The organism is Enterococcus sp. 7E2_DIV0204 (assembly GCF_002140855.1).
In the GTDB taxonomy this organism is placed as follows: domain Bacteria; phylum Bacillota; class Bacilli; order Lactobacillales; family Enterococcaceae; genus Enterococcus_L; species Enterococcus_L lemimoniae.
Genome location: NZ_NGKY01000001.1, coordinates 3,097,470 through 3,109,802, shown reverse-complemented (window position 1 = coordinate 3,109,802; position 12,333 = coordinate 3,097,470). Strand labels below are relative to the sequence as shown.

Genomic DNA, 12,333 nt, shown 5'->3' with positions numbered 1-12,333 from the left:
TCACTCCCTACTCTAAATCAAACAAACTGATTTCTTCTGTATCTGCATTTTTACGTTCAGCTTCTTCTTTTTTTTCTTCATCTAGTACTTCGTTAGAAATGGATGGAGAGATTTCTGTTTCCCCATCTTTTCTATCTAAAATGCTGCCATCTTCTTCCAACGTAAATTGGACATGACGTTCAATCCATTTTCTTCTTGGTTCTACTTTATCCCCCATCAGAGTGGTTACACGACGTTCTGCTTGAGCTGCATCATCTATTCTAACTCGGATCAATGTGCGTGTCTCAGGGTCCATTGTGGTCTCCCACAGCTGATCTGCATTCATTTCCCCTAATCCTTTGTAGCGTTGAAGCATATAGCCTTTACCGACTTGCTCCGTAACATTGGCTAGTTCTTCATCGGTCCAAGCATATTCAGTCACAGCTTTTTTGCCGATCCCTTTTGAAACTTTATAAAGCGGTGGTAGTGCAATATAGATTTTACCGGCTTCAATCAGTGGCTTCATATAACGGTAAAAGAAAGTTAAGAGTAAGACTTGGATATGGGCACCATCGGTATCCGCATCGGTCATGATGATGACTTTATCATAGTTACAGTCTTCAACTGAAAACTCAGGCCCCACGCCTGCGCCGATCGTATAGATCATTGTATTGATTTCTTCGTTTTTCAGAATATCCTGCATCTTCGCTTTTTCAGTATTCAGAACTTTTCCTCGTAAAGGTAAAATCGCTTGAAATTTTCTGTCGCGACCTTGTTTAGCTGAGCCGCCGGCAGAATCTCCTTCGACTAGGTATAATTCATTTCGTTTAGGATTACGTGATTGAGCAGGGGTTAATTTACCTGATAAAAGAGATTCCCCTTTTTTGCGTTTTTTCCCGTTGCGGCTTTCCTCACGCGCTTTCCGTGCTGCTTCACGTGCTTCACGCGCTTTGATCGCTTTACGGATCAACTGTTGACTCATTTCGCTATTTTCTTGGAGATAAAATCCCATTTGCTCACCAACAACATTATCTACTGCATTACGTGCCATTGGTGTCCCAAGTTTTTCTTTTGTTTGACCTTCAAATTGTAATAGGTTTTCTGGAACTCGAATCGATAGCACCGCAGCTAAACCTTCACGGAAGTCACTACCTTCAAGATTTTTATCTTTTTCTTTTAGTAACCCGACTTTTCTAGCATACTCATTGTACGCTTTTGTCATTGAAGATTTCATACCAACTTCATGAGTACCGCCATCTTTTGTCCGGACATTATTTACAAATGAAAGAACATTTTCTGAATAACCATCATTGTATTGATATGAAAGTTCTACTTCAATACCGTCTTTTTCACCAGAAAAATAGACAACAGGTGTTAATGTATCTTTTTCTTCATTAAGATACGCTACAAACTCCTTGATCCCTTCGTCATAGTGAAAGGTCTCTTCTTTGGGTTCTTCTCCTCTAAAATCTGCTAAGGAGATTTTTACTCCTTTTAATAGGAATGCGGACTCTCTTAAACGTTCGGCTAGTGTGTCATATGAAAAATGAATGGTCGAAAAAATCGTATCATCTGGTAAGAAAATCACAGAAGTACCATTCTTTTTAGTTGTCTTACCAACTTTTTTCAAGGTCCCAACAGGTTTACCACCGTTTTCGAAGCGTTCCATATATTCAACGCCATCACGGACAATACGAACTTCTAACCAACTTGATAGTGCATTAACCACACTGGCACCTACACCATGAAGTCCTCCAGAAGTTTTGTATCCACCTTGACCAAATTTACCGCCGGCATGGAGAACGGTGAAAATCACTTCTACAGTTGGGATACCAGATGCATGCATCCCCACGGGCATTCCACGACCTGAATCAGTTATTTTGATGCTATTATCTTTTTGGATCGTCACGCTGATTTCATTTCCATAACCGGATAATGCTTCATCGACAGCGTTATCGACGATTTCATAGACTAAATGATGTAATCCACGGCTGTCTGTGGAGCCGATATACATTCCTGGTCTTTTTCTTACAGCTTCCAATCCTTCTAAAACTTGAATGGAGGCGTCATTGTATTCATTGTTTACTTTTTTCGCCAAAGAAAAAACTCCTTATACTTGAATTATAGGGCGCTAGGCCACATCATTACAATAATACTCTAAAAGCTCTCAAAAAAAAAGAGCTTTCCTATTCGGTAACTCTTTCTTAAAATTATGTGCATCTATTTTGGCATTGCTGCTAATTCAATTTTAATGCAATGATTCATTATAATAGCATTTCTTCCAGCATTTTTCAACATTTCAGCCGCTTCTTGATTTTCTAATCCTAACTGTGCCCAAAAGATTTTGGCATCTGTTTCTAAAAAGTCTTTTGCAACTTCTGGTAAAAATTCACTGCGACGAAAAATATCGACAATATCGATTGAGCCAGGTACGTCTTGTAATTTCTCATAAACTTTCTCTCCGAGAATTTCTTGACCAGCTAATAATGGGTTTACGGGAATGATTTCATAGCCGTACTCTTGTAGTAATTTCGCTATTTTATAGCTGGTGCGGTCTTCTTTTGCACTCAAGCCAACAATAGCAATTCGTTTGGCTTGCTTTAGGTACTCAAAGATTTGTTCTTGTGATGGGTTTTCTATAGGCATTTTAGTCATCCTTTCCGATTTCTCTCTATTTCATTATACAACGAATATTTAATTATTGTTAGCTGTTTCTATTCATGATAAAATAAATGCTAGTTTGAACAGAAAGAGGTTACTCTATGAAATTCTTTGTGCTATTGATTATCGCGTATTTATTAGGTTCTATTCCTTCAGGTGTTTGGGTGGGAAAACTGTTCTTTAAAAAAGACCTACGCCAGTTTGGCAGCGGTAATACAGGAACAACCAATACGTTTAGGGTTTTGGGAAAAAAAGCTGGTATTGCTGTTTTGTTGATGGACATTTTAAAAGGAACTTTAGCAACTTGTTTGCCACTATTGTTTTCTTTACATGTTAATCCACTAGTTTTTGGTGTTGCTGCCGTTTTAGGTCACACATTTTCAGTTTTTGCCAATTTTAAAGGGGGGAAAGCTGTTGCAACAAGCGCAGGCATGCTTTTAGCTTACAATCCAGCATTTTTTGTTTATTCTGCCTTGATTTTTATTATTATGTTATACATTACTAGTATGGTAAGTTTGACAAGCATGATTAGCGCTGTGTTGATTACTCTTTCAACCGTTATTCTACCATTTGCTATTCCAGCAATTTTGCCTCGATTTGATTGGTTGTTGACATTGATTGCATTAGCTCTAACGATTTTCATTTTCATTCGACATAAAGAGAATATTCAGCGAATCAAAGATGGAACAGAAAGTCGTGTCCCGTTTGGATTAGGCTCAAAGAAATAAACGATTAAAACTCAGACAAGAAGCTCTTCATAACTTCTTGTCTGAGTTTTTTATTGGTCTTATTTCGCTGTAAGTGTATATTGTGTTTTAAAGATATCTGAGGCAGCTAATGTATTGATGCCTTTTTTATCGACTAAATTTCCTGTCGCATTCACTTCATCCGCTATACCACACCAGGGTTCAATACAAACGAATGGCGCTTCTTGTGGATAAGGAGACCAAATCCCCACGTAAGGCATGTCAGTATAGCTTAAACTAATGCTGTGAGCTCCCTCGTCTGTTTCAATCGTAAAAGCGTTTGCCCCTTTTGTTTCAAAAATAATGGCATCCTCTTTAAATAATTCGCGACGAATATCAAGACTTGTATTTGTTTGTCCTAATGTTTTATGTTCAAAATCTGCAAATGGTCCAGCTAAAGGGATTTGAGTGCGAGATTTTTTGGGCGAAAAGCTTAGATAATAATCATCAAAGGTTAGTCCTGATTCCAATGGAACGTTAAATGCTGGATGGCCACCAATTGAAAAGTACATGTCGCTTGCTCCAGTATTTTCAACTTGATAACGTACCACTAAATTATCCTCTTCTAAAAGATATGACAGAATCAATTCAAAATCGAATGGATAAACTTTTTTGGTTTCTTTATTGCTTTTCAGTGATAATGAAACTAGCTCAGTACCATGCTCGATCACATTAAAAAGGCTATCTCGAGCAAAGCCATGCTGACTCATCGGATATGTTTGGTTTTGGTAGGTGTATTGATCGTCTTTTAGGCGACCAACGACAGGAAAGAGCACTGGTGCATGACGTCCCCAAAAGGCTGGGTCTCCTTGCCAAATATATTCAATGTTGTTTTTCTTTGATTTCAAGCTGATTAATTCAGCTCCATCTTCTGCGATTGTCGCAATTAGAAATTCATTTTCAATTTGTACAGTCATATCCGCTGCCTCCTACTTGTTATCTTTTTCCAATTCTTTGATAAACTGTTTGTTTAAAACTTTTAAATAGGTCCCTTTCATTCCTAATGATCTTGATTCGATAATACCAGCTGATTCTAATTTTCTTAAGGCATTTACGATCACAGAACGAGTAATTCCAATCTCATCAGCAATACTAGAAGCTGTTAACCGACCCTCTTCTCCATCTAAAGCTTTGAAAATCGCTTGGACTGCTTTTAGTTCACTATAAGACAAAGTGTTGATTGCCATTTGTACAGCGGTTGCGCTACGGACGTTGGCTTCAATGTTTCTTGATTGTTGATAGAGAATCTGCATTCCTACAACTGTGGCACTATATTCTGCTAAGACTAAATCTTCATCATCAAAGGACTGTTCAACTCTTGCTAAGATAATCGTTCCTAAACGCTCACCAGCACCAAACATTGGTACGATGGTCGTCAGACCAAAAGGGTATTTTTTACGTAACTCGACTGGAAAAGCAGTTAAATCACTAGTAATTGAAATATTAGCCTCGGTTTTCATTAAATTATCAGCAGCATCTGTGTAGCTTTGTGGAAAACGCTTTTCCTCAAACATATGCTTTACACGCGCATTATTAACATCTAGTTTTTCGTTGTACCCCAACAATACCCCTTCGTTACTAATAATATAGGCATTACTGTCCAAAACATCGCCCAAAATTACTGCCATTTTATCGTAAGGTAAATCGGCTTTTTGATCAAACGTATTTTTCTGTTGTAAAAGCTTGTTGATTTGACGCGTTTTTTCTAATAAAGTAGTCATTTTTACTCCTCCTAATTTAAAAGCGTAGCAGGCTCGTCCAGCTCTGACAGAAAAATAGGAAAATATGAGGATGGCGTTCTTTGTCACAATCATATTTTATCTTTTTCCGAAGAGCTAGCCTGCGAAGCTAGATAATACATAGTATGACAGAGTCATTTCAGCACTAGCTAAACATAGGGAAAATTGATGTGTGTAGCTAAACTATATCAAAGTATATAACGGCTTAAATCTTCATTTTGAACAATACTGTTTAGTTTTTCATTCACATAAGCTTCAGTGATCGTTATTTCGCCCATTTGCATATCTGGTGCTTCAAACAATAAATCTTCTAATAAGCGTTCTAAAATCGTATGCAAGCGGCGCGCTCCAATGTTATCTGTATCACGATTTACATCAAATGCGATATTAGCAATCCGTTCAATTGCTTCCTTTGTAAAAATAATATTGACATTTTCTGTTCCAATCAAGGCAATATATTGTTTGATCAACGCATTGTTCGGTTCTGTTAAAATGCGTACGAAGTCTTCAGCGGTCAAATCATCTAATTCTACTCGAATCGGGAAACGCCCTTGCAACTCAGGAATCAAGTCACTTGGTTTTGACAAGTGAAAAGCACCTGATGCAATAAATAAAATATGGTCTGTTTGGATGGCACCGTATTTTGTATTGACTTGAGAGCCTTCAACAATCGGTAAAATATCTCTTTGTACCCCTTCTCGGGAAACTTCACCAGAATTTTGTTGACTTTTTGAGGTGATTTTATCAAATTCATCGATAAAAATAATCCCACTACTCTCAGCCAACCGAATTGCTTCACTATGGATATCAGCTTCTTTGACAATTTTAGCAGATTCTTCTTTCACTAATAGTTCTTGGGCTTCCTTGACTGTTACCACACGTTCAACTTTTTTCTTAGGTGATAGGGCACCTAGTGTTTCATTTAAGTCGATCCCCATTTGTTCCATACCGGTGTTCATTGCAGGCATTGTTTTTTTAGGTTCATCTATTTCTATCGTCACTTCGCGATTGTTTAATAGCCCTTTTTCTAATTGTTCAAGAATTGTTTTACGATTGACCTTGATTTCCTCAGTTACTTCCTCTTGCGTGTCTTGAGGTTGTTGTGCGCTATTGAACATTTGCATCATTTGTTCAAATTGGTTGTTCGATGCTTGCTTTTGTTCCTTTTTAATTCCTGGAACTAAAACTTTTACTAAGCGATTATTTGCTTTCTTCAATGCTTGAGAATAGACACGGCTGTATTGTTGTTTTTCAACGATTTGAATGGCGTTCTCAACTAAATCACGAACCATCGATTCGACATCTCGACCGACATAACCGACCTCAGTAAATTTAGTCGCTTCAACTTTGATAAAAGGCGCATTGACGATTTTAGCCAAACGTCTAGCGATTTCTGTTTTCCCTACACCAGTTGGTCCGATCATTAGCATATTTTTAGGCGTTACATCTTGCTGCATTTTTTCATCAAGTTGTAAACGGCGATATCTGTTTCTTAAAGCAACAGCGACTGACTTTTTCGCAGTTTCTTGCCCAATTATATATTCATCTAATTCTTTCACGATTTCTCTTGGTGTTTTGTTTAACTCATTCATGGTCATGTCCCCCATTTATATTTCTTCTACAATAATATTGTGATTTGTAAAGACGCAGATATCTGCCGCAATATTCAATGCATTTTTGGCGATATCTTGTGCAGACATTTCTTTATCTCCATAATGTTTCATAGCTCGAGCTGCAGATAAAGCAAAATTACCACCTGAACCTATAGCTAAAATACCATCGTCTGGAGTAATCACTTCACCTGTTCCAGAAACTAATAGCATTTCTTTGGCATTCATCACGATCAACATGGCCTCTAATTTTTGCATAGATTGTTGCGTGCGCCATTCCTGTGCTAATTCAACTGCAGCTCTGGTTAAATTACCATTGTATTCATTTAATTTACCTTCAAATTTTTCTTCAAGTGTAAATGCATCTGCTACACTTCCTGCAAATCCCACAACGACTTCGTCATTATAGATTCTACGAACTTTTTTCGCAGTACCTTTCATAACGACTGACTCACCCATTGTAACTTGACCGTCACCAGCCATTGCAAATTTACCGTCCTTTTCAACGGCACAAATTGTTGTTGAATGAAATTGTGATTCAACCATTCTAATTCCTCCTAATTTAAAAGCGAAGCAGGATCGTCTAGTCTCGACAGAAAAATAGGAAAATATGAGAATGGCGCTGTTTGCCACAATCATATTTTATCTTTTTTCCGAGAGCCTAGCCTGCGTAGCTAGATAATAATAAAAGCGTAACGAGCTCGTTCAGACTTGACTGGAAAATAGGAAAAATTGATTGAGGCGCTTTTTGCCACAATCATATTTTATCTTTTTTCCGAAGAGCTAGCCTACGTAGCTAGATATGGTAACATTATTTCTTTCAGTCACCTTGTACCAATCAACATCAACTCAGTTCCTCGTTGTGTTTCTTGGCATATTTCTTGGCATGATTCAAAGCAAAACCTCTCATCCTTTAAGCACGCGGGTGAAATGTTCGATAATTTTTTTGTAAACTTTCTTTGGTTACATGAGCATAAATTTGTGTAGTAGATAAATCAGAGTGTCCTAGCAATTCTTGAACAGTCCGCATATCCGCACCATTATTCAATAGATGTGTTGCAAATGTATGCCGCAACATATGTGGGTGGATATCGCTATTCAAAGTACTTTTTTTGATAAGCTGATTTAAAACGTATTCAATTCCTGTCGATGTGATTTGTTCACCATGATGATTGATAAAAACAAAAGCATGCTCTTGATGATATTTGGTCATCAAAACAGCTCGCCCATTTTCCAAATACTCCTTAAGCGCATCTTGGGCAAAGGAACCAAACGGCACATAGCGATCTTTATTCCCTTTACCATGAATCAATAATACGTTTGCTGAAAAATCAATTGACTGTAAGGTTAAATTTGCACATTCACTTACACGAATCCCAGTGCCATATAAAATTTCTAGCAACGCCTGATTTCTCAAATCCAACGGTTTTGATCCTTTAGCACTATCAAAAAGTGCATCCATTTCTTTTTCGTAAAAAAAACGTGGAAGACGTAGTTGCTTTTTCTTCATATGTACATATGAAAATGGGTTTTCCTTGATAACTTCGTTTTTTAGCAAAAATTGATAGAAAGAACGTAAACTGGCAATTTTTCTGCTGATCGAGTTCCGACTATAGTTTTTATCATACAAAAAACTTAAATAAGTACGGATATCTAAATGATCCACACTTAAATAGTCAGCTTCTCCTGAATTCTTTAAAAAATCAAAAAAGTTGAGAATATCTTCTTGGTAAGCAATTTTGGTTTTGTCCGAATAGCCACGTTCAACGATCAAATAGTTTAAAAACAGTTCTGACCAGTTTTTTTCTTGCATATAGGCTTCCTCCATTAAATTACAAAGTAACTTTAGCATAACCATTTTGAAAAGACAAACGAATTGTCAGAATTTAATCAATATTTTCAAATTTGGTAACAATTTATTCATATTTGCCTTTAAATACTCATAAATTATAAGTGTAATTTAATGTTTCGTTCGCTTATCAAAGAAAAAAGCCCTGAACAAACGTTGAAATTTGTTTAGGGCCTTCATTTATTTTGTTTGTTCTAGAAAATTTAATTCTTTTGTTACTTCAGCTAATTTTGTTAACGCTCTGTCTGCAATTGCTTCATAGCGCTTTTTCTTATCGCGGATTCTTTCAGGTAATTCTGGGAAAAGACCAAAATTAGCGTTCATAGGTTGGAAATGTTTCCCTTCAGCATGGGTAATATAATAGGCCATACTGCCTAGGGTTGTTTCTCTTGGAAAGACTACAAGTTCTTCGTCTTTTGCTAATCTTGCTGCATTGATTCCAGCTAATAGGCCGCTAGCTGCGCTTTCTACATACCCTTCAACACCAGTCATTTGTCCTGCGAAAAATAGATTTTCTCGTTTTTGAGACTGATAGGTAGGTTTCAATAGTTCAGGAGAGTTCATAAAACTATTGCGATGCATAACACCATAGCGAACAAATTCAGCATTTTCTAAACCTGGGATCATTTGGAAGACACGTTTTTGTTCACCCCATTTTAGATGAGTTTGGAAACCAACAAGGTTGTACAAGGAAGCTGCTGCATTATCTTGACGTAACTGAATAACAGCGTAGGGACGTTTACCTGTTTTAGGATCTTCCAAGCCAACAGGTTTTAACGGGCCAAATAACATTGTTTTGATACCACGACTCGCCATGACTTCAATTGGCATACAGCCTTCAAAGAATTTTTCCTTTTCAAACGTTTTCAATGGTACAACTTCAGCTGAAATCAAGGCTTCATAAAATGCTTTAAATTCTTCTTCGGTCATCGGGCAATTTAAATAGGCTGCTTCCCCTTTATTGTAGCGAGATTTCAGATATACCTTATCCATATCGATCGTCGCTTTATCAACGATTGGAGCTGCTGCGTCATAAAAGTAAAAACCATCTGAACCGTTAAAGTCTTTGATTTGTTCAGCCAGAGACTCTGAAGTTAATGGACCCGTTGCAATAATGACGATACCATCTGGGATTGCAGTGATTTCTTCATTTTTTACGGTAATTAACGGATGATTTTTGATTTTATCTGTGATCGCTTGTGAAAAAGTATCGCGATCCACTGCTAAGGCACCGCCAGCAGGAACAGCTGTTTTGTCTGCACTATTAATGATGATGGAGTCTAAACGGCGCATTTCTTCTTTTAGTACACCGACCGCATTTGTCAAATTATTCCCTCTTAACGAGTTTGAACAAACAAGTTCGGCGAAGTTTTCTGTTTGATGAGCTGGTGTATTTTTTACAGGACGCATTTCATACAGGGTTACAGGGACACCTGCTTGGGCAACTTGCCAGGCAGCTTCACTACCCGCAAGTCCTGCACCAATAACTGTGACAGAAGTAGACATATATTTCCTCTTTTCTTCAAAAAACCAACGGGATTTTCCGCTGGTTTTCAAATTTTTTATTTTTGAACATTTTCTTCATAGTCGCCATTGATACAAACGACTTGTTTTCCACCCTTAACTTTTTTCTCAACAAGATATTGCCCACATTTCGGACATGGACGTCCGATTGGCTTGTCCCAAGAAGTGAAATCACAGTCTGGATAGCGACTACAACCGTAGAATAAACGATTCTTTTTAGATTTACGTTCAATCACTTGTCCTTCATTACAAACGGGACAAGTAACACCGATTTCTTTAACAATCGCTTTAGTGTTTCGACATTCCGGAAAATTACTACATGCATAAAACTTGCCGTAACGTCCTAGTTTGATCACCATTGGATGACCACAAAGATCACAATCAAATCCTGCAGGTTCGTCTTTGATTTGGATTTTTTCGATTTTTTCTTCTGCATTCGTCAGCTCTTTTTCAAATGGGCGGTAGAAACGATCTACGACTTCTACCCATTTTTCTGTTCCCACTCCGATTTTATCCAAGTCACCCTCCATTGATGCGGTAAAATGAACATCGACGATCTGCGGGAAAAACTCAACGATCAGTGAATTGACGATTTCACCCAGCTCAGTTGGTTCAAAACGTTTATTTGTTAGTTTAACGTAGTATCGTCTTTGAATTGTTTCTAGAGTTGGCGCATATGTTGATGGACGTCCTACACCATTTTCTTCTAGCGCTCGAATTAGAGTTGCCTCACTAAATCTTGCTGGTGGTTGTGTAAAATGTTGTTTTGGCTCGATATCTAAGGCATTGACTTTATCACCTTCGACTAAGTCAGGTAAAATATTTTCTTTATCTTCTTTCCCATCGTCACGGCCTTCAACGTAAACCTGCATAAATCCTTTGAATTTTACTTTGGCACCATTGGCAATGAAAATCACGCCATTTTGCTCTAGGGTTACTTTCATTGTGTCTAACACAGCCGGTGTCATTTGACTAGCAACTAAACGTGACCAAATCAAAGTATAAAGTTTTAGTTGATCTTTATCCAAGTATTGTTTGATTTCATTTGGCGCACGCATTACGCTGGAAGGTCGGATTGCTTCATGGGCATCTTGAGCACCTTGGGCATTTTTAACTTTTCGTCCGCCATGAGCTGAGAACTCACTGCCATAGGTCTTTTGAATGTATTCAGCCACTTCAGCTTTAGCTGAATCAGCTATTCTAGTAGAATCTGTACGCATATAGGTGATCAACCCTACTGTACCCTGTTTTCCTAGAGCAATACCTTCATAAAGCTGTTGGGCCACCATCATCGTTTTTCTTGTTCTAAAGTTTAGCTTTCTAGCGGCCTCTTGTTGTAAGCTACTCGTTGTAAATGGCAATGCTGGATTACGTTTGCGTTCTTTTTTCTCAACTTTTGTGACGTCATATTCTTTTCCTTTGATACGAGTAGTCACTTCTTTTACGGCTTCTGCATTGGGTAGCTTTTTCTTTTTACCATCAAGTCCCCAAAAATTAGCTTTGAATTTTTTCTTAGCTTTTTGGAAATTACCATCGATACTCCAGTATTCTTCAGGTATAAATTTCCGAATATCATTTTCACGATCAATGATAATTTTAAGTGCGACAGATTGAACTCGACCTGCACTTAATCCTTTTTTTACTTTTCGCCATAATATCGGACTCAGTGAATAACCAACCAAGCGGTCTAAAATACGACGTGCTTGCTGTGCATCAACTAAATCTAAGTTGATCGTACGCGGTTCTTTAAAGGCAGCTTTAACTGCTTCTTTAGTGATTTCATTAAAAACAACTCGATTTTTATCTTTTAAATCCAAGCCAAGAAGGAAAGACAAATGCCAGGCAATAGCCTCCCCTTCTCGGTCCGGATCGGCTGCGAGGTAGACTTTTTCGGCTTTTTTTGCAGCGGCTTTCAAACTTTTGATTACATCGCCCTTACCACGGATAGATATGTAGTGAGGTTCGTAATTATTTTCAGTATCAACACCCATTTTACTTTTAGGTAAATCTCGTATATGCCCAACACTGGCAACAACTTTATAGTTTTTTCCTAAATATTTTTCAATCGTTTTGGCTTTAGCTGGTGATTCTACAATAACTAGATATTTATACGCCATTCAACGTGTGGCTCCTTTCGGTTTTTGTGTTTCTTCTATTATATATATCAAAATGTAGAGAACTCACAAATCGTACTTCATCATATCTATTCATCACAGGTTTGTCAA

At 37.7% G+C, this 12,333-nt stretch carries 10 protein-coding genes; 1 reads left to right on the top strand and 9 read right to left on the bottom strand.

The window, feature by feature from the left end:
- Window positions 1-7: 7 nt before the first annotated feature.
- Complete coding sequence (gene parE / locus A5819_RS14440) at window positions 8-2,077, bottom strand: DNA topoisomerase IV subunit B (RefSeq protein ID WP_086279445.1); 2,070 nt, start codon at window positions 2,075-2,077, stop codon at window positions 8-10.
- Between the two features lie 122 nt (window positions 2,078-2,199).
- A complete protein-coding gene (locus A5819_RS14435; protein ID WP_086279444.1) occupies window positions 2,200-2,625 on the bottom strand; it encodes a CoA-binding protein in 426 nt (141 codons plus the stop codon).
- Window positions 2,626-2,741: 116 nt separating this feature from the next.
- Here A5819_RS14435 and plsY point away from each other — a divergent pair, with 116 nt between their 5' ends.
- Window positions 2,742-3,368, top strand: coding sequence for a glycerol-3-phosphate 1-O-acyltransferase PlsY (plsY, locus tag A5819_RS14430; RefSeq protein ID WP_086279443.1), 627 nt, complete (start codon window positions 2,742-2,744; stop codon window positions 3,366-3,368).
- 59 nt (window positions 3,369-3,427) lie between these two features.
- On the opposite strand, the gene A5819_RS14425 is transcribed toward plsY, so the two are convergent.
- The 7 genes from A5819_RS14425 to topA form a co-directional block, all read right to left on the bottom strand.
- Complete coding sequence (locus A5819_RS14425; RefSeq protein WP_086279442.1) at window positions 3,428-4,303, bottom strand: aldose 1-epimerase family protein; 876 nt, start codon at window positions 4,301-4,303, stop codon at window positions 3,428-3,430.
- Window positions 4,304-4,315: 12 nt separating this feature from the next.
- Complete coding sequence (gene codY / locus A5819_RS14420; protein ID WP_086279441.1) at window positions 4,316-5,107, bottom strand: GTP-sensing pleiotropic transcriptional regulator CodY; 792 nt, start codon at window positions 5,105-5,107, stop codon at window positions 4,316-4,318.
- Window positions 5,108-5,313: 206 nt separating this feature from the next.
- Window positions 5,314-6,717, bottom strand: coding sequence for an ATP-dependent protease ATPase subunit HslU (gene hslU, locus A5819_RS14415; RefSeq protein WP_086279722.1), 1,404 nt, complete (start codon window positions 6,715-6,717; stop codon window positions 5,314-5,316).
- A 15-nt stretch (window positions 6,718-6,732) separates the two neighbouring features.
- Window positions 6,733-7,281: an ATP-dependent protease subunit HslV gene (gene hslV / locus A5819_RS14410; protein ID WP_086279440.1), complete on the bottom strand. Its 549-nt coding sequence runs from the start codon at window positions 7,279-7,281 to the stop codon at window positions 6,733-6,735.
- Window positions 7,282-7,648: 367 nt separating this feature from the next.
- The gene (gene xerC / locus A5819_RS14405) at window positions 7,649-8,548 is read right to left on the bottom strand and encodes a tyrosine recombinase XerC (RefSeq protein WP_086279439.1); all 900 of its coding nucleotides are present in this window, start codon (window positions 8,546-8,548) and stop codon (window positions 7,649-7,651) included.
- 216 nt (window positions 8,549-8,764) lie between these two features.
- A complete protein-coding gene (gene trmFO, locus A5819_RS14400; RefSeq protein WP_086279438.1) occupies window positions 8,765-10,090 on the bottom strand; it encodes an FADH(2)-oxidizing methylenetetrahydrofolate--tRNA-(uracil(54)-C(5))-methyltransferase TrmFO in 1,326 nt (441 codons plus the stop codon).
- A gap of 56 nt (window positions 10,091-10,146) precedes the next feature.
- Window positions 10,147-12,225, bottom strand: a complete 2,079-nt coding sequence (topA, locus tag A5819_RS14395; RefSeq protein WP_086279437.1) for a type I DNA topoisomerase — start codon at window positions 12,223-12,225, stop codon at window positions 10,147-10,149.
- Between the last annotated feature and the right edge of the window lie 108 nt (window positions 12,226-12,333).

Bases quoted from the DNA above. Each gene is read 5' to 3' on its own strand.
- A5819_RS14425 (WP_086279442.1), bottom strand. From the start codon at position 4,303: ATGACTGTACAAATTGAAAATGAATTTCTAATTGCGACAATCGCAGAA.
- codY (WP_086279441.1), bottom strand. From the start codon at position 5,107: ATGACTACTTTATTAGAAAAAACGCGTCAAATCAACAAGCTTTTACAA.
- A5819_RS14435 (WP_086279444.1), bottom strand. From the start codon at position 2,625: ATGCCTATAGAAAACCCATCACAAGAACAAATCTTTGAGTACCTAAAG.
- hslV (WP_086279440.1), bottom strand. From the start codon at position 7,281: ATGGTTGAATCACAATTTCATTCAACAACAATTTGTGCCGTTGAAAAG.
- xerC (WP_086279439.1), bottom strand. From the start codon at position 8,548: ATGCAAGAAAAAAACTGGTCAGAACTGTTTTTAAACTATTTGATCGTT.
- plsY (WP_086279443.1), top strand. From the start codon at position 2,742: ATGAAATTCTTTGTGCTATTGATTATCGCGTATTTATTAGGTTCTATT.
- trmFO (WP_086279438.1), bottom strand. From the start codon at position 10,090: ATGTCTACTTCTGTCACAGTTATTGGTGCAGGACTTGCGGGTAGTGAA.
- topA (WP_086279437.1), bottom strand. From the start codon at position 12,225: ATGGCGTATAAATATCTAGTTATTGTAGAATCACCAGCTAAAGCCAAA.
- hslU (WP_086279722.1), bottom strand. From the start codon at position 6,717: ATGAATGAGTTAAACAAAACACCAAGAGAAATCGTGAAAGAATTAGAT.